Source organism: Mycobacterium triplex, from assembly GCF_000689255.1.
Taxonomy (GTDB): domain Bacteria; phylum Actinomycetota; class Actinomycetes; order Mycobacteriales; family Mycobacteriaceae; genus Mycobacterium; species Mycobacterium triplex.
The window spans coordinates 669,118-688,325 of sequence record NZ_HG964446.1 but is presented as its reverse complement, the minus strand read 5'-3'; the positions used below and the strand labels follow the sequence as shown (position 1 = coordinate 688,325).

The window sequence follows — 19,208 nt, the reverse complement described above, 5'->3', positions numbered from 1 at the left end:
CTCAGCCGCGCCAGGACATACAAAGGCTGAACGTTAGCCCATCCCGCGGCGAATTCTGCGTGACCGCAAGGTTTTCAGTGGGCTCCCTGGCTGCTGCCCGCGCCGCGCAGCCACGCCGTGATCGCCTCGTTGAAGGCCGGATAGATCTCCTGATAGGTGCCATCGCGTTCGGCGTAGCGAAAGTTCTTGACCCGCTCCACCACGATCTCCTCGGCCTGCGGCTGCGACTGCAGCAGTGCCATCGTCTCGGCGATGTAGTCATCCAACGGCATCGCCCGCGGGTCGAATCCGCGCTCCCCCTGCAGCGCGGTCTGCACATGCGGCGGAATGATCTCGATGACCTGGACCGCGGTGTCGCGAAGCTGGAACCGCAGCGACTGCGTGTAGGAGTGCAGTGCGGCTTTGGAGGCGCAGTAGGTCGGCGTGAGCGCACTGGGCATGAATGCCAGGCCCGACGTCACGTTGAGGATCGCCGCGCGCGGCTTTCGCAGCAGCGCCGGGAGCAATGTCGAGATGAGGCGGATCGGGCCCATCAGGTTGATCGCGATGCTCTGTTCCGCCGCGCCGGCGTTGCTGGCGGTGAGGTCCTCGACGCGTTGAGTTCCGGCGTTGTTGATCAAGACGTTGAAGTTCGGGTAGCGGTCGGTCAGCTCGACCGCGAACCGCCTGACGTCGGCCGCGTCGGATTGGTCCAGCGGCAGGTAGCCGATGCCTGGGTTGGCCTCGACGACGGCCCGCAGCAGCTCACGACGACGGCCCGCGATCACGACCTGGTTGCCGAGCCGATGCAGCGACTCCGCGAGACCGCGGCCGATCCCGCTGCCACCGCCGGTGACCAGAACGGTATTACCCGTCATTTGCATTGCTGCGCTCCTCACGCTCGGGCTGACGTAGCGGGATGCTCAGATATGCCTTGAGGTAACCACGAGTTTCCGCCCGAGTCACCACCCATCGGCTCAACTCTGCGAATATGCGTCGCAGACATACTCTCTATGCGAGATATTCATTTCACAAATAGCAGGCCGGGGCGCAGAGTCGAAGGGAGACACAGTAATCCGACAGTGAGGAAACCCGATGCGCTACATCGCTTTAGAGGAAGCGTTCTTCATCCCCGAACTCGCCGAGCGCCAGCCCACTGCGGAGCACCAGCAGCTGCAGAAGCGCATGACGGCCGAATACGCCCAGCGTTGCGAACTCCGGCTCCCCGACGTCGGCGAGCACCGGTTGGCGGAGATGGACGACGCCGGCATCGACATCCAGGTGCTCTCCCTGACGTCGCCCGGGCTGCAGGTCGACATCGACGCCGAACGGGCCCGCGACAACGCCCGCTTCGCCAATGACTACCTGGCCAAGGCGATCAGCGAAAATCCGGATCGCTTCCGCGGATTCGCGGCGTTGCCCTTGCAGGATCCCGCCGCCGCGGTGGCCGAACTGGAACGCGCCGTCACCCAGGACGGCTTCTGCGGCGCCCTGGTCAACGACTGCATCACCGGACCCGGCGGCCGCTACCTGGACGGGCCCGAATACGACGAGGTGTGGGCGGCGGTGGAATCCCTTGGCGTGCCACTGTATTTGCACCCCGGCGCACCCCCGGCCGATCACTGGCAGGTCATCGAGGGGCGCCCGGAGCTGTACGGCGCGACCTGGAGTTGGGCCGCCGAAGTCGGCGGACATGCGCTACGGATCCTGTTCAGCGGCGTGTTCGACCGGCACCCCGGAGCGACGATGATCTTGGGACACATGGGCGAGTTCCTGCCGTTCCAGCGCAGCCGCATCGACTCCCGCTTCGCGTCGACGTCGCTGGCGCAGACCTGCACGTTGCGGCGCGCGCCGTCGACCTACCTCGGCACCAACATCGTCTTCACCAACAGCGGTGTGTTCTCACCCGCGGTGATGAAAGGAGCCGTGCTGGAGGTCGGCGCCGACGCGCTGATGTTCTCCGTCGATTACCCGTACGAGTCCTCCTACGAGGCAGTCCGGGGCTTCGAGCAGACGATGCTGTCGCCCGCCGACCGGGAGAAGATCGCACACGGCAACGCCGAACGGCTGCTGCGGATCAGCTAGCCGCGCGGTTGTGCAGCCGGCGCGGGTCAACGCCCGCCCGGCGCCAGGCCGTCACCGCCCATGGCGTGTAGAGAAACCAGAGCGGAAGCCGGTTGAACACCGGGTTCAGTGCCCGCACGACGGCGGCAAACCGCTGAAATCGCTTCTCCTTCTTGGCATCCCACTGCAACTGGCACACTTCACGCATCTGCGGCGGCATGGTTCCGACCAGCACGAGACGGGTGTAGGCGTTCAACGGCGCGGACAGCACCTTCCAGATTTCCTTGGGCATCCAGCGCGGTCCGGGAATGCCCTTACGGATGTAGCCGGTGCCGTACAGCACCGTCTTGTGCGGCACGAACCGCTCGAGCATGTCGTCCCAATAGGCGACGAAGTCGGCGTAGGTCTCCGGCTGGCCGCGACCGCTGACGCCGTAGAGGCTGTACCAGACCTTGCCTTCGTCGAAGATCTGTTCCTTCTCCGCGTCCGACAGCCGGCGGATGAACGTGTCGGTGTTGTAGATGACCTGATCGACGAAAGTCGCGTGCGCCCAATAGAACAACTCGGGATTCAGGGCGTGATACCGCGAGCCGTCGCTGATGGTGCCCTTGATCGGTTTGTGAAAGTCGCGGACCTTGCGACCCCACTCGTGCGGGGCGTCGGAGTAGACGGTCTTCATCAACGGCGGCGCGGTTCGCTTGGCCCGGCCCAACGTGTCGCTGAAGATCACCGAGTGGTCAAGCACGCCCTGGGCAAGCTGCTCGATGCAGTTCTCCACACCGGCAACGCGCTGGAACCCGAAGAATTGGGTGCGGTGATCGCCGTAGAACTTCCAGATCAACGAATCGGGCCCGAGCCGCGCCGCGGTCTCGTCGTCGACCTGCCCCTCAACCACGATGGGGACCGCCTCCCGCACGCCACTGTCGAAACGGGCGCCGGCCGACCGGTCATTGAGGGTAGTCATGCCCAACCTCCCCGTGAGTCAGTGACACAAAGATGTATCTTTGTGTCACCGTAGCATTCCGGCGTCGACAGTGCCGAGGGAGGTCGTGATCCGTGCGAAACCGCAGCCGTGACGGCAGTCTCGTCGACACCGCCGACATCGACGACACCATCCTGGACACCGCGCGAGCGGTCTTCGAGACCTACGGCGTGCGCCGCGCGAACATCGAGGACGTCGCCGCCCGGGCCGGGGTCAGTCGCAGCACCGTCTACCGGCGGTTTCCCACCAAGGACGATCTCGTCGAACGGGTGGTGCGCCGCGAGGGCGAGCTGTTCTTCGCCACCTTGGACCGGGCCACCGCCGGCTGCACTCCGGCCGAAGCGGTGATCGAGGCCTTCACGCTGGGGGTGCGCCTGGTCCAGGACTCCCCGCTGTACTCGCGCATCGTGGAAAGCGAGCCCGAGCTGTTCGGGCTGTTCTCCCGGTCGCACGCCTTCCCGATCGGCCAATTCGCCGCCGGGATCGCACACACGCTGCGTCGATGCGGCGCCGACATCCCCGATGCCGACCTGGCCAACATCGCCGACGTGCTGCTGCGGGTGGCGCTGGGCATCATCGTGTTCCCCACCGACCGGCTCGACATCTCCGATCACGCCGCGGTGCGCAAGTACGCCGCGCGCTACCTGGTCCCGATCATCGGCGACTTGGCCTGACCTTGTCCTAGCCCTGCATTAGCCTGGTGACGTGGCGCCGGTTCCGCGGACCCGGTACGCCAGTTGCGGCGAGATCGACATCGCCTATCAGGTCTTTGGCGATGGTCCGATCGACTTGCTGGTGCTGCCGGGCCCACTCATTCCGATTGACTGTGTCGACAGCGAGCCGTCGATGTACCGCTTTCACCGTCGGCTGGCGTCGTTTTGCCGGGTGATCCGGTTCGACCAGCGCGGGATCGGCCTGTCGTCGCGGCTCCCTTCGCTGGACATGATCGGGCCGAAATCCTGGGCACAGGACGCGATCGCCGTGATGGACGCGATCGGGTGTGAACGGGCGACGATCTTCGCCCCCGGTTTCACCTCAATGGCCGGGCTGGTGCTCGCCGCGGATTTCCCCGAGCGAGTCAGCAACCTGGTGATCTTCAACGGTGGGGCCAGGACGCTGCGTGGTCCCGACTACCCGATCGGCAGCGACGAGAGCGCCGCGGAACCGTACACGACGATCGGGATCGAACCGGACGCCGTCGAGCAGGGCTTCGACATGCTCGGCATCATCGCGCCGTCCGTGGCCGCCGACGATGCGTTCCGCGCGTGGTGGGACCACGCGGGCAACCGGGCGGCCTCCCCGAGCATGGCCCGGCTCTTCATCGACACCATCCGGCGCTCCGACGTGCGCGACGTGTTGCCGCGCGTCACCGCACCGACGCTGATCCTGCACCGCGACAATCCGGAATTCGCCCCGATCGGGCATGGCCATTACCTTGCCGAGCACGTCGCCGGCTCGCGCCTGGTCGAGCTGCCCGGCGAAGACTCCCTGTACTGGGTGGGCGACACCGCGCCGATGCTCGACGAGATCGAGGAGTTCATCACCGGCCTGCGCGGCGGCTCGGACGCCGAGCGCCTGCTGACCACGATCGTGTTCACCGACATCGTCGGCTCGACCGAACGGGCCGCCCTGCTCGGTGATGATCGCTGGCGCGATCTGCTGGACAACCACGACGCCATCGTGCGCCAAGAACTGCAGCGCTTCTCCGGCCGCGAAGTCAACACGGCCGGCGACGGATTCGTCGCCACGTTCAGCAGCCCGAGCGCCGCGATCGCGTGTGCGGACGCCATCGTCGACGCGGTCCGGGTGCTCGGGATCGAGGTGCGGGTCGGAATCCACGCGGGTGAGGTCGAGGTGCGCGGCGGCGCCGTCAAGGACGACATCGCCGGCATGGCCGTGCACATCGGCGCCCGGGTCGCCGCCCTGGCCGGCCCCAGCGAGGTATTGGTGTCGTCGACGCTGCGCGACATCGTCACCGGGTCGCGGCACCGGTTCACCGATCGCGGCGAGAGCGCCCTCAAGGGCGTGCCGGGCGAGTGGCGGCTCTATGCCCTGGTGAGCGAGCACGCCGTCGTCAAGCGTTAACGAAGGCCACATTCTCGGCGGGTCGAGGCGCCCGGTGGCCGCGCGTAGGCTGCGTTGGGGACTGTCAACGTCGCGGCTCCCGTATTTCGGCGTACAGCTTGGTATTTGATCGAAGGAGTACGCATGACGGACGTACACGTCTCCCTTCCTCCCGCATTGCGCAAAGCGCTGGACCTGCTTGCCGATCCGCCGGCGAATCCGGACGCCGGCAACGGTTATCTGGATCTGCTCGGCGCCGAATCGGAGCACGTTGCCAAGAACACCGGCCCGATCCAGGCCGCGTGGGCATCGCCCATCGGCTCGCTGCTCTACGACCATGCCCAGGCGTTCTCACGACGGCTGCTCACCGCGTTGCAAAACCCCGCCGACTGGCTGGACATCCCGCCGGGCGGAACTGTGCTGGACGTCGGATCCGGTCCGGGCACCGTCACCGCCTCGCTGGCCCGCGCCGCGGGCAAGGACGGACTCGCCCTGGGCGTGGACATTTCCGAGGCGATGCTGGCCCGCGCCGTGCGCAATGAGGCAGGCCCGCACGTCGGCTTCATAAGGGCTGACGCACAACGACTTCCGCTGCGCGACGACACCATCGATGCGGTGGTCTCGATGGCGGTGCTGCAATTGGTGCCGGATCCGGCCGCGGCGTTGGCCGAGATGGCGCGGGTGCTGCGGCCCGGCGGACGACTGGTCATCATGGTCCCGACCGCTGGGCGGGCCGCGCGGGCCTGGCGACTGCTGCCCAACATCGGGGCGCACATATTCGGCGAAGACGAAATCGGCGACATCCTGGAAGACAACGGATTCGCCAGCGTGCGAGTCAAGGACATCGGCACGTTCCAGTGGGTGCGCGCCAAAAAGGGCTGAAGCTCAGTCGCGCCTGAACGCCGGATGACCGCGCACCGGCAGCGGCAGCAATGACTCGGGCGCTTCGGCGGGCTGCTACCCGAGCTGCTGGGCGAGCATGGCGAGCTTGTCCATCGACTCGCGCAACATCTCGGGCGTGGTCGAACGCGCCTTCTCCAGCCGCGTCGTGTCGGTCAACGCGGTGAAGTCGTACGTGTGGGTGACATTGGTCAGGGTGGGATTGATCTCGCTGAGCTCCCAGCGCCACAGGTGACCGGGCGGTTTCTTGCCGGGTTCTGCTGGACGCCAAGCGATCTTGGTGCCTTCGATGAACTCCACGACGTGATTCTCCCGCACCGCGCCGTTGGTCAACGTCGTCTTGAACACGTCACCGACCGCGTGGACGCGCTGCCCGGGAGCCGAGGAGGCCAGGTTGTTGTTCCCGTCCCAGCTCGGCTGACTCGACGGCTCGGCGATCAGTTCGAAGATTCGCTCGGCGCTGGCCGAGATGAAGCGCGTGGCGCTGACAATGCCTTCGGGATCCGTATCGGCCATAGGCCAATCCAAACACGTCGGGCACGCCGATGGGGGCCGGCCTAGTGCCAACCCCCATGGCGGGTGAGTCTCAGCTTGCGCGGAGCAACTCGGCCGGTCCGGCCAGTGCGGCCTTGGCCTGGCGGGAGTGCTGGTCGGCGAGCACCTCGCCCTCGCCGTCCCGGATGCCGTCGACGATCTGCCGTGCGACGTCACGCGGGTCGTTCTTCGGCACGGAGAACTCGGCGGTCATGTCGGTGTCGGTGTAGCTCAGGTGCACCGACGTGACCAGCGTGCCCTGCTTCTCGAGTTCGACGCGCAGCGAGTTGGTCATCGACCAGATCGCGGCCTTGGAGTCGCCGTAGCCGCCGAAACCGCCCACCCAGGCCAGCACGGAACTGATGTCGACCAGGGCTCCGCCGCCGTTTTCGGCCAGGATCGGCGCAAACGCCTGGGCCACCCGCAGTGCACCGAAGTAGTTGGTCTCGAACACCTCCCGCACCTCGTCGATGTCGCTGGTCAGCAGCTGGGCGGCGCCGATGATACCGGCGTTGTTGACCACAATGTCGGCGTCCGACGCCGTAATCGCCAGGGCCGCAACCGAATCCGCCTTGGTCACGTCGAGTGCGACGCTTATGACGCGCGGGTCGGTGCTGGGCTTGGGGGTACGCGCCGTGGCGTAGACCTTGGCCGCGCCCCTACTCAGAAACTCGTCCACGATGGCCTTGCCGAGTCCGCGCTGTCCGCCGGTGACCACGACCGTCGCTCCCTTGATGTTAACCATGATCCACACTCCTTGACTTAGGTGAAGCAGCTTTGCCTCTGTCAAATTAATTGCCGGTTTTGACATAGTCAAGTAGAATTTGATTATGTCTGCATGGCCTGCGTCACACCGCTTCGAACTCACGACCGCGCCCGAGGGCCTCGGGTTGGTGCACGACTTCCTCAACACGGTCCACCAGCCCGACCTCTTGGCCGACACCGCGCTCGCGCAGCAGTGGCTGACCGACGCGGTACCGATGTGGTCCGAGCTACGCGGCGTCAGCGCCGCGCCGCCCGGCCTGACCGATGCGGATCTACCGAAGCTTCGCGCGCTGCGCGGCACCATCGCACAGCTGGTACGCGGGGATGCCCCCGCCGGGGGCGCGCTCGCTCCCGCGTCGTTGGCGGTGTCCGACAGCGGCGCGGTCCGGCTGGAACCAGCCGGCAGCGGCTGGCGCTGGGTGGCATCGGCGCTCTGGGGTGAGATCCTGCTCAGCCAGCAAGCGGGCACCTGGCGGCGACTGAAGCAATGCCACAACCACCCATGCGAATCGACGTTCTACGACCGCTCGAAGAACAACAGCGGCGTGTGGTGCAACGTGAAGACCTGTGGCAACGTCGCCAATCTGCGGGCCTCGCGGGCGCGCCGGCGCGAACGTGACCGGGCCGCGCAGGACACCCGGGGCTGACCAGCACCCGGAGCAGGTGCAGCGGTGCCACCTGGTCGGCGATGACGATGTCACGGTGTGCAGCCGCGGATCCACCCCCGCCCGCGACGCCGGTGAAAACGATTGTGCGGCAATCGAATCGCTGTGGGATCGCAAAGATGACGCCGAGCGTCACCGCGCTCGGTTGGGGGGCCAACTCGAACTTCAGTCGCCGGCCGTGGGCTCAGGCATCGCCGGCGGTTCTATCGACCCGATCAGAGGGTCAGCAGCGCTCCGCGCCCCTGCGCATGACGCGCGAGTCATCTGACTGCCCGCGTGACCTGCTTCTCCGGACCAGGTTCAGCGCGTCACAGGCGCGGGCTTTGATTGGGGCCACTACATCGAGGTTGGTAGCGCTCTGGTTGATCAAGGTCTGCAGTGTTTGCACAGTCTCGACCCCTCCTTCGCCGGTCTAGTTAGCCGACTCGTGTATTTCACCGCAGCTGTTTTACAAGTGTGCAGCAAGCGGGTAAACGCAATGAAAATGCGGCTTGTGGCATGGCGCACATTCCGGGGTGTTCGGTACCGCTCGCCACGTTCCACGCCATCGTGGTGTCCAAACGGCACGTTTAGCTTCACGCCGGCGAAAATGCTGCTGCCTCAAGGGAAAACCCCTTAGCCCAACGCTGGGCAGAATCCAGTCTGCCACATCCGCGGGCATCACGCCGTCATAGCGGCCCGCTCCACGTCGAGGAGCTGCTCACCGCGCCGTTCCTCGTCGTAGGCTTTGCGGCCGCCACGCGCGCCGAACAGGCGCTTGGAGACCACCAGGTAGACCACCGCCAAGATGTTGATGCTGAAGGTGACCAGCCGCGTCATCGTGATGCCCTTGGCCAGGTCGTGGATCTCCAGCGGCAGAAACACCGCGGTGGCGATCACCGCGAAGTATTCGCCCCACCGCTTGAGCAACCACAGGCCGACAGCCTCGAGCACCTCGATCAGTGCGTAGCAGGTCAGCATCAGCGTCAGCAGCGCCAAGGTCGAAGGTTTGGCGGCCAGCGCCTTTTCGAGCTCGTGCACGATCGTCATCTGGTCGACCTTGAATCCGGCGGCCCGGAAGATCGGCAGGTCGCGGTCGAGGGTGGCCTGGATGGATCCCCGTGCGCCGCGGAACGTCCACACCGCGTACGCCGCGAGCGCGATCACCACCGCCCGGAACACCCGCTCGACCGCAAGCGCACGGATGATGATGGCTTGTCGTAAAGCCTTGCCGCGCATAATCATCGGAGCGTCCTCTGCGTGGCCCCGGCCGTGTGGTTCGCCGACGACGAATTCCCCGCAGCGCAGGCACCGCCATACCGCACCGAGTCCGGTCGTGCCGCTGAGCCGGTCGGCAAGCCCCTGTTCGTCGGGCGCGTAGGTGACATGGCCTGCGAGCGCGCAGGTAATCAACTCCCACCGGTTGATGCCGCGATCTTTGCGCATGGCCGATCATTCAACGCGGGCAGCAAACGACGCAAGAGGGCGCGCGCAGCTGTCAGAACCGCGGCCGGCTGCGGGGACGCCGCACTACCGGGCTCACCGCGCCCAAAAGTCCGGCGAGGTCGCTGATCGGGATCTCGTCGACGTGGTCGACGGCGGCGACGATGTCGGTCCGCAGCGCATCGTCGCAGCAGGGTTCGGCGAGCCAGTTGAATTTGTCGACGACGCGGTCCCACGTCATCGGCCGGGTGGGTGATCCTTCGTAATCGCTTTCCTCGCGCGTGAATTCCCGTCCGTCGCGGGTGCGGACATGCACCCGCGTCGCGGTACGTTGTGGATAGTCCGCGGTCAGGTCGGCCGCGGCGACGACGTCGACCCGGGCCAACAGCTCCTGGACGTCGCTGCGCAGAACACGTTCGCTTTCCAGCTGTTCGGGACCCACACCGCCGTCGAGCAGTGCAACGGCGGACAGGTATTTGAGGTTGTAGTCGGCCTGCTCCTTGGTCTGCGGATGATCCTTGTCGCCGTAGGCTCCCCCGCCGGCGATGTCGTACGCGGTCGCAAACACCTCGACGCGCACCCTCGCGACATCGTCGCCGCGCAGCTTGTTGTCCGCCCGAATCGCCAGGAGTGCGTCGATAATGGCCTGTCCGTGGATCAACGCGCAGTACTGCTTGAGGTAGGTGTGTTCGACCGCCGTGAGCCCGCGGTCGGCGGTGTTGAAATCGATTGGCTGATCGAGGAGTTGGAACAGTCCATGCGGGCCTTCGAACAATGACTTGGGCCCGGTGATCCCGCGGCCGGCCAATATCGTCGTGTACACCGCGCGCATACCGGTGATGGCCGGGGAAATGCCTTTCCAGTTGGAAACCGGTTCGGCGTGAACCGCGGCAAGCGAGACGTTGTCGGCGGCAGCGGCGGCGATGGCGTGCGCGGTCTGCTCCGCGTCCAAGCCCAGCAACTTCGCCGACCCGGCCGCCACCGACATCGCCAGCTGCAGCGCGTGATTGAGGCCTCGCGCCATCACGGGAACCTGTGCGCTGAAACGGCATTGGACCTCGTAGGCGACCGCGAGCGCGAGCAGGAAATCGGCTCCGCTGGCATCGACGTGCTCGGCCACGGCCAGGACCGCGCCGAAGTTGTCGGCCGGGTGGCAGAGGCCGCCCACGGTGAGGTACGTGTCGAGCAGGTCGGGATAGCGCACCAGCACGGCGTTGAAGAACGCGGCCTGATCGACCGACGCCCGACCGCCGCCGACCAGCGTCGCCGAGGCGGCCCCGCCGAACTGGCCGGTGTGCTCGCGGATCGTCGGGATGAGTTCGCCGTCGAGCGATCCCACGGCACAGGCGATGCTGTCGAGCACGTTGCGTTTGAGCAAAGCCCGTGGGTGTGCGCTGAGGTCCGCCGGCTGTGCGCCGACGACGAACGCGGCCAGATCGTCCACAACGTACCTATGCGCCATCGCTTTTCGCCCCCTCCGCCTGAGAGCTTAGGCCCGGCGGCGACGCCCGTTGCTGCGCTCCTCGAGGTCGACTACCGGCGGATGTTGCTGGGCTTCGCTGATCGCCGTCGTTTCCGCGGTGAGCTTGTTCCCGATGACCTGGATCTGCCGCGCGGACAGCGGAGACAACGGGTGCACGGCCAGCATCAGGGCGACGTGGCCGCGATGGTCGAAAACCGGTGCGGCGATGGTCACGACCGGCTGTTTGCGGCGTCCGGGATTGTCGTCGGAGAGGAAGCCGATGGTCGTGAACTCGACGAGGAGCTGGTCCAGAATGTGGCGCACCGGCGTCGGCATCTCGTTGCTGTCCAGCGTGCCCACCACCTGGACGGCCTGGGCCAGCGCCGGCGTCGTCCAGTCGACGTCGAACCCACGCTCGCGGGTGTGCGCCAGGACGTGTTCCAGGCGCCGCGCGCGGTCGGCGTTGCTGCCCGCGCCGCGCCGAATCCACGCGCGCTGCTCTTCCTCGCTGTCCCAAGCGGCCAACGCGACGCCGAACGGCGGCGCATACGGGATGCGATCCCCGGGTATCCCCGCGGGCTGGGTGGCGGGATCGCCTTCAAAAGCGGTGACTACCAACGAATCGCCGAACCGCTCGACCACCGAGCCGGCGTAGCCGACCTCGCGGGAAAGTCGCAGGGCCGCCGCTCGTGCCGCGTGCGCCAGCGGCCGGGCGGTGTCCATGCGGGCCGCGACCACGCCCAGCGCCGGTCCCAGCGAGAAGGTCTTCGCGACGGGATCCCGGCTCGCCCAGCCGCGATCGCACAACGTCTTGAGGATCGCGTGCACCGTCCCCTGCGTCAGATCGAGCTCGCGCACGATGTCGGAGAAGCGCATCCGCGTATTGGGAAACCGCGCCAGCAGCTCGACAACGTCGAGTACTCGCGCGGTCGGCGCCGAGGTGGATCCGCGAATGGGTTGACTCCTCTGAGAGCGGGTTTCTACAGTTATAGCGAACATTCGACAGAATAACTCGATTATTCGAGAAAAGAAGGCAGACGCTTTGCGTGCTGTGGTTTTGAGAGACGGTCGGTTGACGGTCCGCGAGACAGCCGACCCCGAGCCCGGGCCGGGTGAGCTGTTGTTACGCACGCTGAGCACGGCGATCTGCGCCTCGGACGTGCACTTCATGGACCACCCCGAACTCGCCGTCGACGATCCGACCGGACGTTCGTTGTACGACGCCGATCGTGACATCGTGCTCGGCCACGAATTCGTCGGCGAGGTCATCGGGCATGGCCCCGGCTGCTCGGATCAGTTCGCCGTGGGCGCCCGGGTCACCTCGATCCCGATACGCCTGGTCGACGGCGGGGCCGGCGGCGTGCGCATCATCGGCCAGCACCCCGAAGCGCAGGGCAGTTTCGCTGAGCTGCTGGTGATTTCGGAGGCCGCGGCCAAGGCCGTGTCCGGTGACGTCGCCAGCGACGCCGTCGCTTTTGGTCGACGCCTTCGCGGTCGGCGAGTTCTACGTGCGGTCGGCGAATATCCAATCGGGCGAGGTCGCCATCGTGATCGGCGCGGGGGCGATCGGCCTGTCGGCCGTCGCCGCCCTGGCCGCCCGTGGCATCGAACCGATCGTCGTGGCGGACTACAAGGCCGACCGGCGCGCGCTTCGCCCGAGACCGCTTCGGCGCGCACGTCGTCGTCGACCCCGCCGAGAAGTCGGTTTTCGATGCATTCCGCGAGGTTCGTGCCGAACGCGGATTACCCGGCCCCGCCGTCGTATTCGAGTGCGTCGGGGCGGCCGGCCTGATCCAGAACATCGTCGAATCCGCCGAAATGCTCACTCGCATCTACTGCGCGGGCGGCTGGTACACCGGGGACACCCTGGACATCACCACCGCGACCCGGCAAGGCGTCACGATCCAATTCGGTGGTGGCCCCCACCCCCAGGACTGGTACGGAACGCTCGACGCCGTCGCCGCGGGGCAGCTGGATCCGCTCCCCAGCGTCGGGAAGGTGATCGGCCTCGACGAGGTTCCCGACGCACTCGATCTGGCCCGCAGGTCCGACGGGCCACCGCGCATCGTGGTCCACCCGAACGGAGACCCGAATTGAGGCAGGCATGACCGAACGAGAAGACCGTCAGGACATCTCCGATCTGCTGGTGCGCTACGCCACCGGGATCGACAGACGCGACTGGCCCTTGTTTCGCACGGTGTTCACCGACGATTGCGAACTCGACTACGGCGAGATCGGCACCTGGCACGGCGTGGACGAAGTCACCGAATTCATGGACAAGACGCACGCGCTGGCCGGCCACACCTTGCACCGCCTATCCAATCAGGCCATCACGCTCGACGGCGACAAGGCATCGGCGCGCACCTACATCGACGCCGTAATCATGTTCGGCGACAATGAATCCGGAGTCAATGCGTGGGGTTTCTACGACGACGAGATCGTCCGGACCGACGGCGGTTGGCGCATCGCCCGACGCCGGTTCACCCAGGTCCGCATCGCGACGTTCGGCCCCTAGGAGTGCTCCATGACATTCGCAGCCAAGTACGGCCCGTGGGCGTTGGTCGCCGGCGCCTCCGACGGCGTGGGTGCGGCGTTCGCCACTGGACTGGCCGAGCGCGGTGTCAGCGTCGTGCTGCTGGCCCGCCGCCAGGCGATGCTCGACCAGGTTGCGGCCGAGATCGAAAACCGAACGGCTGTCCAAACCCGCACTGTCGCTGTCGATCTCGCCGCTCCGGACGCGGCGGCCAGAGTCGCCGAAGCCACCAGCGACCTGGAGATCGGCTTCCTGGTGTACTGCGCCGGAGCCGACCCGAATTACGAACCCTTCCTTGACAATCCGATCCAGGCCGCCGAGGCGATGGTGCAGCGCAACTGCATGGTGCCGATGCAGCTGTGCCATCACTTCGCCCCGGCGATGGTCGAGCGTGGCAGCGGCGGCATCGTCATCTTCGGATCCGGCGCCGGACTGGCCGGCGGACCCAACATGGTGGCCTACGGCGCGACGAAGGCGTTCGACATGGTCTTCGCCGAGGCGCTCTGGGCCGAGTTGCACGACAAGGGCGTCGACGTGCTGGGCCTGATTCTGGGCAAGACGAACACGCCCGCTTTGCGGGAACTCGAATTCAGTCGCGGCACCATCGGTTCGCCCGACGAGGTCCCCGAGGGTGCGGCCGCGGTGGACGACATCATCGCGGAGGCGTTCGACAACCTGGCGAACGGACCGACCCTGATGGCGGGCGACGTCATGAAGGCCGCCGCGCAATTCATGACATCGTTGACCCGCAAGCAGGCCGTCGAAATGTTCGCCCAGGCCGCGGCGGCCGCGATGGGGCCCGACCGTTAACGGCTCGGACCCGCCGGGCGTCGGGCGGAACCCCGGACTCCAGCAATGCGTCGTAGTGGATGTTGACGTTCCACGGTTGCTTCCCAGGCTCACCGCACACTCCGGCAAACCCATCCCACGGCGCACAGAGTCCCCGCAAGACCGCCACATCGATTTGCCATAAACTGAAGTTAGTCGAGGCTAACTTTTTTGATTGACGGTTCTGGCCAGCAAATATAGGTAGACGACCGGCGCCGATTGGCATCTTCACAACGTTGCTGGATAAGGGTATCCCGGGTACCTTTGGCGAGCAGGTCAAGCCACGGCCGCGAGCCAAGTAGCCATTCATGATCGGCCACCCAGAGTGAAGGACGACGATGCTCGCCACTGACAGGGCCATCGCCTCGGTTCCGGCGGCCTCACGCACTCCGCGCCGGATGCTCTTCCGTTCGGCACTGATCACCGCGCTGTTCATCGCCCCCGCGACCGTCGTCCGGGTCATCGGCCTACATCCGGACCCGGTCGTCGCCCTGCTGATCTTCGGCGCCGCCGTCGTATCGGCCAGTTTCCTGCTGGCGTGGGCCGCCGAGGCCGCACAGATCGACGTCTCCGGCGGACTGGCGATCGCGGTGCTCGCGCTGGTCGCCGTGCTGCCTGAGTACGCCGTGGACCTCTACTACGCGTTCGTGTCGGGCCATAACCCCGAGTACACGCAGTACGCGGCGGCCAATATGACGGGATCCAACCGGCTGTTGATGGGCCTGGGCTGGCCGGTCGTGGTGCTGGTCAGCATCGTGGCGGCGCGGCGAATCGGCACCGCCAAGGCGACCGGCTTGACCCTCGAGGCCGCCAATCGCGTCGAACTCGGGTTCCTGCTGATCGCCGGCGTGGTCGCGTTCGCGATACCGGTCGGTGGCGAGATCCACCTCGGACTCGGGTTGGCGCTGCTGGCCTGGTTCGGCTTCTACCTGTACAAGGTCAGCCACGGCGACGTCGAAGAGCCCGACCTGGTCGGTACCGCCGCCGCGCTGGGCGAACTGTCGGACCGGACCCGCCGCGCCGTGGTGGTCAGTCTGTTCGTGGTGTCCGGGGCGGTGATCCTGCTGTGTGCCAAGCCATTTGCCGACAACCTCGTCGCGGCCGGCACCGAGCTGGGGATCGACCGGTTCCTGTTGGTGCAGTGGCTTGCGCCGCTGGCCTCCGAGGCGCCCGAGTTCATCATCGCGACCATCTTCGCCACCCGCGGCAAGGGCACCGCGGCCATCGCCACGCTGATTTCGTCCAAGGTCAACCAGTGGACGCTGCTGATCGGGTCGCTGCCGGTCGCCCATCTGCTCGGTGGTGGCGGCTTCGCCCTGGAGCTCGACTCCCGCCAGATCGAGGAAGTCTTGCTCACCGCAGGCCAAACCTTGATGGGCGTCGCGGTGATCCTGGCGCTGCGCTTCCACCGGGCTGCCGCCTGGACGCTGCTGGGATTGTTCCTCGTTCAGTTCCCGATCACCTCGACCCCCGGACGGCTTGTCCTCTGCGGCGTGTACGCCGTGATCGCCGTCGGCGGGCTGATCGTCAACCGCCGCTACGTGGCCGCCACACTGCAGGCGCCGTTCCTCGGCACGGCGGTCCGGCACGCCGGTCATCCGCACCATCCGGGCGCGGAGTCGGCGCTGCACCGCTAGTACGCGCAAATCGCTGGACGGGCTGCGTATACCGTCCAGGTATGAATCGAGTCTCGGTAATCACCGGCGGTGCGGGTGGCATGGGCTTGGCCACGGCCAAGATCGTCGGCCGCGACCACACCGTCGTGCTCTGTGACGTCAGGCAAGACCGGCTGGACAACGCGACCGCCGCCCTCAAGGAACTCGGGATGGATCCCACGGTCGTCAACTGCGACGTGACCGACCGGGATGCGGTGGCAGACCTGCTGGATACCGCAAAACGCCTCGGAACGCTCGCCTCGGTCATCCATACCGCGGGGGTGAGCCCCAGCATGGGTGCCGCCGACTATGTGATGCGGACCAACGCGGTCGGCACCGTCAATGTCAACGAGGTGTTCTATGCGGCGGCCGGCGAGGGCTGCGTGATCGTCAACGTCGCGTCGATGGCGGCCCATCTGCTGCCCGCGGAATTGATTTCGACAGCACAATTTCCGCTGGCGCTTACCGACGGTGACGCCTTCTGGGACGCCATGATGGCCGCATGCGACCCCATGCCGGACGAGGCGCGGCCCGGGTACGCCTACGCGCTGAGCAAGAGCTTCGTGAAGTGGTACAGCCAATCGCAGGCGGAAAGATTCAACGCCAAAGGATTACGTATCGTCTCGGTGTCGCCGGGGTCCATCGACACCGAAATGGGCCGGCTCGAGGAGCAGGCCGGTGCCGGCGCGATGGTGGCCGATGCCGCCGTCCCGCGCTGGGGCAAGCCCGAAGAGATGGCCGAGCTACTGGCCTTCTGCGCCAGCGACAAGGCCGGCTATCTCACCGGCACCGACATCCTCAACGACGGTGGTGTGATCGCCTCGATGACCGAGCGCGCCAGGGTGGCCGCCGGCGGCTAGCTCGGCCAGCTACGTATGCTGAGCAAATGCCGCAACGAGCGTTGCGTGACCGCCTGATCGAACTCGAAGTTCCGGGCGAGGATGTGGCGCGCGGCCGGGCGTTACGCAAGACCGCGCCGCGCCGCTCGCTCGCGCAACTGACTCCCTCGGCTCGATCCGCGACCGAGATTCTCGTCGCCCAAAATGCCGGGCGGCTAACCGAACTCGTTCCGTTGCGGTTCGCCCGCATGCTGGCCGACCCGTTCGCGTTCTATCGGGGTTCGGCGGCGGTCATGGCCGCCGACCTCGCCGCAAGCCCGACGAGTGGGATCGAAGTCATGTGCTGCGGCGACGCGCACGTCTCCAATTTCGGCTTGTACGCCGCTCCACACCGCTCGATCGTGTTCGACCTGAACGACTTCGACGAGGCCGCGGTGGCCCCGGCCGAATGGGACGTCAAGCGCCTGATCACCAGCGCGGTCATCGGCGGCCGTCACGCCGGCTACCCGGCCAAGGCCATCCGCCGTTGCGTCGAACAGGCGCTGGTGGGCTATCAGCGCAGCCTGGAGGCGATGCTCCAGGAGATGGACGTGCTGGAGCGCTACTACCTGCGGGTGGAGCCCGAGCACTACACCGGGACGGTCTCCAAGGGTTTGCAAGCGGTGATCCAGAAGACGATATCCCGCGCACGCACCCGGACGTCGGCGCGAGTCTTCAAGCAAATCACCGAGATTGGGCCCAATGGAACACCGCGCCTGCGGGAGGCGCCCCCGCTGCTGCAGCACGTCGACGAGGACATCGAAGCCTTCTTGGTGGAGTCGATCCAGGAGTATCTGACCGCGGTCCCCGCCGACGTCGCGTTGCTGCTGTCACACTTCCGGGTCACCGACGTCGCACTGCGGGTGGTCGGCGTCGGCAGCGTCGGTACGCGTTGCTACCTGGTCATCCTGGTGGGGCCGAACGACACACCGTTGATCCTGCAGATCAAGGAGGCGACGCGGTCGGTGCTCGACGAATACGGCGGGTGGCGCCAGCCGGACAGCCTGGCCGCGGCGATCGAGGCCAACGGCCAGGGGGTGCGCGTCACCGATGGCCAGCAGATCCTGCAGGCCATGTCGGACGTGTTCCTCGGATCGACCCGCAAGGACGGTCGCGACTATTACGTTCGTCAGTTCCACGACATGAAGGGCACCATCGAGACCGAAGGCATGTCGCCGTCGACGTTCGCCGACTACGTCACTGCGTGCGCCGTGCTGCTGGCGCGGGCGCACGCGCAGAGCGCGAATGCCTCGATCCTGCGCGGCTACGTCGGCACCAGCAACACGGTGCACGACGCGTTCGCCGAGTGGTCGTACACCTACGCCGAGAAGTCTCTCGACGACTTTCATCAACTGCGCGCGGCGGCCGCCGCCGGCGAGATCGAAGTCGCCGAGGACCCCGCACGATAGCACCTAGTGCCGCAGGTCGATCACGAGTTGTAGGTCCTCGACACAGGTTTGGAGGACGGCGGCAAGCGCCGAGTCGTCCGCGGCGACGCTGGCGCGGGCGGCGGCGACGCGGGTACTCGCCGCGTCGGGATCCGGCTCGGTGAGGGTCAATCCGACCGCGAGGTCCCCGATCGCGGCGTGTACCGGTGGGGGAAGCGAACCGCTGGCGGCCGTCACCGCGCGCGCCAGATACAGCAGCGAGCCGGCCAGCAAGGCCACCTGCGCGCCTTGCCGATCCGCGTCTCGTACGGCGTCGCGTTCGGCCCATCGTCGCGGCGCGATCAACGCGAGATGCCGGGCGTGCGTGCGGGCCTTGGTGAGTACCTCCAGCCGTTCGTGCAGCCGGTCGACGCTTGCGTCCTGCCAGCCCGACGCGATCGACGCGGTACCGCCGACCCGGTCCTCGGTCTCGGCGAGCAGGTCGTGCAGGGCGGCGTATACCCCGACCCGGGCGTCGCGCAGCGCGGTATGCGGGTCGGGTGGGAACACCACGATGCTCAACACCAGCGCCACTCCGCCACCGATCAGTGCCTCCTGCAGGCGTTGGAACACGCTGTCGGTGCCGACCGAGAGCGCCATGACCAAAATCGCGGAGCCGGCGGTTTGGTTGGCGAAGGTCAAGTCGCGGGCCAGGATGCCCTGCCCGAACAGCACCGCGACGCACAATGCGGCAAATACCGTGGCGGCCATGGCAATCCACTCGGTGCCGAACAGTTGCTGCACGGTGGCACCCAGGCAGATCCCCAGTGCCACACCGACAATGTTCTGCACCGCCCGTTGCGCTTGGAACACATTGCTCGCCGACACGCACACCGCCGCGGCGATCGGCGCGAAGAACGGGTCCGGGTGGCCCAGCACGTCATGGGCGATGTACCACGCCAGGCCCGCGGCGACCGACGCTTCGGCGATCGCCCACAACACGTCACGCAAACGTTGAACAGCCGCAACGCCGCTGTCTATCGTCCTGGTAAGCGAAGCAGTCCTCACGCTTGCCTAGCCCAGCACAACCCGCGAGTTCACGAAAGGCCG

The 19,208-nt window shown here is 66.7% G+C and carries 18 protein-coding genes and 1 pseudogene; 11 read left to right on the top strand and 8 right to left on the bottom strand.

What is annotated here, in order from left to right:
* Positions 1–74: 74 nt before the first annotated feature.
* Positions 75–863, bottom strand: coding sequence for an SDR family oxidoreductase (locus BN973_RS03140; RefSeq protein ID WP_036465843.1), 789 nt, complete (start codon positions 861–863; stop codon positions 75–77).
* Positions 864–1,074: 211 nt separating this feature from the next.
* Between BN973_RS03140 and BN973_RS03135 the strand changes: the two genes are divergently transcribed.
* Positions 1,075–2,064, top strand: a complete 990-nt coding sequence (locus BN973_RS03135; RefSeq protein ID WP_036465842.1) for an amidohydrolase family protein — start codon at positions 1,075–1,077, stop codon at positions 2,062–2,064.
* Here the strand turns inward: BN973_RS03135 and BN973_RS03130 are convergent.
* Positions 2,057–3,007, bottom strand: a complete 951-nt coding sequence (locus BN973_RS03130) for an oxygenase MpaB family protein (RefSeq protein ID WP_036465841.1) — start codon at positions 3,005–3,007, stop codon at positions 2,057–2,059. The two genes, BN973_RS03135 and BN973_RS03130, sit on opposite strands and share 8 nt — an antisense overlap.
* Before the next feature lie 92 nt (positions 3,008–3,099).
* Here BN973_RS03130 and BN973_RS03125 point away from each other — a divergent pair, with 92 nt between their 5' ends.
* From BN973_RS03125 to BN973_RS03115, 3 genes are all read left to right on the top strand, one after another.
* The gene (locus BN973_RS03125) at positions 3,100–3,699 is read left to right on the top strand and encodes a TetR/AcrR family transcriptional regulator (protein ID WP_036465840.1); all 600 of its coding nucleotides are present in this window, start codon (positions 3,100–3,102) and stop codon (positions 3,697–3,699) included.
* 31 nt (positions 3,700–3,730) lie between these two features.
* Complete coding sequence (locus BN973_RS03120) at positions 3,731–5,110, top strand: adenylate/guanylate cyclase domain-containing protein (RefSeq protein ID WP_036465839.1); 1,380 nt, start codon at positions 3,731–3,733, stop codon at positions 5,108–5,110.
* A gap of 123 nt (positions 5,111–5,233) precedes the next feature.
* A complete protein-coding gene (locus BN973_RS03115; RefSeq protein WP_036465838.1) occupies positions 5,234–5,971 on the top strand; it encodes a methyltransferase domain-containing protein in 738 nt (245 codons plus the stop codon).
* Between the two features lie 75 nt (positions 5,972–6,046).
* On the opposite strand, the gene BN973_RS03110 is transcribed toward BN973_RS03115, so the two are convergent.
* Entirely contained in the window at positions 6,047–6,505 is a 459-nt protein-coding gene (locus BN973_RS03110; protein WP_036465837.1) for an SRPBCC family protein, read from the bottom strand.
* A gap of 70 nt (positions 6,506–6,575) precedes the next feature.
* On the bottom strand, positions 6,576–7,268 hold the full coding sequence (locus tag BN973_RS03105) for an SDR family oxidoreductase (RefSeq protein WP_036471981.1): 693 nt from the start codon (positions 7,266–7,268) through the stop codon (positions 6,576–6,578).
* A gap of 85 nt (positions 7,269–7,353) precedes the next feature.
* On the opposite strand from BN973_RS03105, the gene BN973_RS03100 reads away from it, so the two are divergent.
* Positions 7,354–7,935, top strand: coding sequence for a CGNR zinc finger domain-containing protein (locus tag BN973_RS03100; RefSeq protein WP_051641103.1), 582 nt, complete (start codon positions 7,354–7,356; stop codon positions 7,933–7,935).
* A gap of 678 nt (positions 7,936–8,613) precedes the next feature.
* On the opposite strand, the gene BN973_RS03090 is transcribed toward BN973_RS03100, so the two are convergent.
* Genes BN973_RS03090 through BN973_RS03080 form a run of 3 tightly spaced genes read right to left on the bottom strand, consistent with a single transcriptional unit; the run spans position 8,614 to position 11,791 of the window.
* Entirely contained in the window at positions 8,614–9,378 is a 765-nt protein-coding gene (locus tag BN973_RS03090) for a DUF2127 domain-containing protein (RefSeq protein WP_036465835.1), read from the bottom strand.
* 52 nt (positions 9,379–9,430) lie between these two features.
* Positions 9,431–10,819, bottom strand: a complete 1,389-nt coding sequence (locus tag BN973_RS03085) for an MmgE/PrpD family protein (RefSeq protein ID WP_084163284.1) — start codon at positions 10,817–10,819, stop codon at positions 9,431–9,433.
* 45 nt (positions 10,820–10,864) lie between these two features.
* Positions 10,865–11,791 (bottom strand): helix-turn-helix domain-containing protein, encoded by a 927-nt coding sequence (locus BN973_RS03080; RefSeq protein WP_269147655.1) that lies wholly within the window; start codon positions 11,789–11,791, stop codon positions 10,865–10,867.
* A 97-nt stretch (positions 11,792–11,888) separates the two neighbouring features.
* Here BN973_RS03080 and BN973_RS32070 point away from each other — a divergent pair.
* The 6 genes and pseudogenes from BN973_RS32070 (at position 11,889) to BN973_RS03050 (ending at position 18,140) form a co-directional block, all read left to right on the top strand.
* Positions 11,889–12,934: pseudogene (locus tag BN973_RS32070) on the top strand (zinc-binding dehydrogenase).
* Positions 12,935–12,941: 7 nt separating this feature from the next.
* Positions 12,942–13,352: a nuclear transport factor 2 family protein gene (locus BN973_RS03070; protein WP_036465833.1), complete on the top strand. Its 411-nt coding sequence runs from the start codon at positions 12,942–12,944 to the stop codon at positions 13,350–13,352.
* Between the two features lie 9 nt (positions 13,353–13,361).
* The gene (locus tag BN973_RS03065) at positions 13,362–14,180 is read left to right on the top strand and encodes an SDR family NAD(P)-dependent oxidoreductase (protein WP_036465831.1); all 819 of its coding nucleotides are present in this window, start codon (positions 13,362–13,364) and stop codon (positions 14,178–14,180) included.
* A gap of 356 nt (positions 14,181–14,536) precedes the next feature.
* Positions 14,537–15,835, top strand: coding sequence for a sodium/calcium exchanger protein (locus tag BN973_RS03060; protein ID WP_036465829.1), 1,299 nt, complete (start codon positions 14,537–14,539; stop codon positions 15,833–15,835).
* A 41-nt stretch (positions 15,836–15,876) separates the two neighbouring features.
* Positions 15,877–16,713: an SDR family oxidoreductase gene (locus tag BN973_RS03055; RefSeq protein ID WP_084163282.1), complete on the top strand. Its 837-nt coding sequence runs from the start codon at positions 15,877–15,879 to the stop codon at positions 16,711–16,713.
* 26 nt (positions 16,714–16,739) lie between these two features.
* Entirely contained in the window at positions 16,740–18,140 is a 1,401-nt protein-coding gene (locus BN973_RS03050) for a DUF2252 domain-containing protein (protein WP_036465827.1), read from the top strand.
* A 3-nt stretch (positions 18,141–18,143) separates the two neighbouring features.
* Here BN973_RS03050 and BN973_RS03045 read toward each other — a convergent pair whose 3' ends face one another.
* The gene (locus BN973_RS03045) at positions 18,144–19,100 is read right to left on the bottom strand and encodes an FUSC family protein (RefSeq protein ID WP_232232016.1); all 957 of its coding nucleotides are present in this window, start codon (positions 19,098–19,100) and stop codon (positions 18,144–18,146) included.
* Positions 19,101–19,208 lie beyond the last annotated feature (108 nt).

Excerpts from the sequence above, each read along its gene's own strand:
- BN973_RS03105 (WP_036471981.1), bottom strand. The coding sequence starts at position 7,268 with ATGGTTAACATCAAGGGAGCGACGGTCGTGGTCACCGGCGGACAGCGC.
- BN973_RS03090 (WP_036465835.1), bottom strand. The coding sequence starts at position 9,378 with ATGCGCAAAGATCGCGGCATCAACCGGTGGGAGTTGATTACCTGCGCG.
- BN973_RS03140 (WP_036465843.1), bottom strand. The coding sequence starts at position 863 with ATGCAAATGACGGGTAATACCGTTCTGGTCACCGGCGGTGGCAGCGGG.
- BN973_RS03130 (WP_036465841.1), bottom strand. The coding sequence starts at position 3,007 with ATGACTACCCTCAATGACCGGTCGGCCGGCGCCCGTTTCGACAGTGGC.
- BN973_RS03050 (WP_036465827.1), top strand. The coding sequence starts at position 16,740 with ATGCCGCAACGAGCGTTGCGTGACCGCCTGATCGAACTCGAAGTTCCG.
- BN973_RS03110 (WP_036465837.1), bottom strand. The coding sequence starts at position 6,505 with ATGGCCGATACGGATCCCGAAGGCATTGTCAGCGCCACGCGCTTCATC.
- BN973_RS03135 (WP_036465842.1), top strand. The coding sequence starts at position 1,075 with ATGCGCTACATCGCTTTAGAGGAAGCGTTCTTCATCCCCGAACTCGCC.
- BN973_RS03065 (WP_036465831.1), top strand. The coding sequence starts at position 13,362 with ATGACATTCGCAGCCAAGTACGGCCCGTGGGCGTTGGTCGCCGGCGCC.
- BN973_RS03100 (WP_051641103.1), top strand. The coding sequence starts at position 7,354 with ATGTCTGCATGGCCTGCGTCACACCGCTTCGAACTCACGACCGCGCCC.
- BN973_RS03060 (WP_036465829.1), top strand. The coding sequence starts at position 14,537 with ATGCTCGCCACTGACAGGGCCATCGCCTCGGTTCCGGCGGCCTCACGC.
- BN973_RS03055 (WP_084163282.1), top strand. The coding sequence starts at position 15,877 with ATGAATCGAGTCTCGGTAATCACCGGCGGTGCGGGTGGCATGGGCTTG.
- BN973_RS03115 (WP_036465838.1), top strand. The coding sequence starts at position 5,234 with ATGACGGACGTACACGTCTCCCTTCCTCCCGCATTGCGCAAAGCGCTG.
- BN973_RS03070 (WP_036465833.1), top strand. The coding sequence starts at position 12,942 with ATGACCGAACGAGAAGACCGTCAGGACATCTCCGATCTGCTGGTGCGC.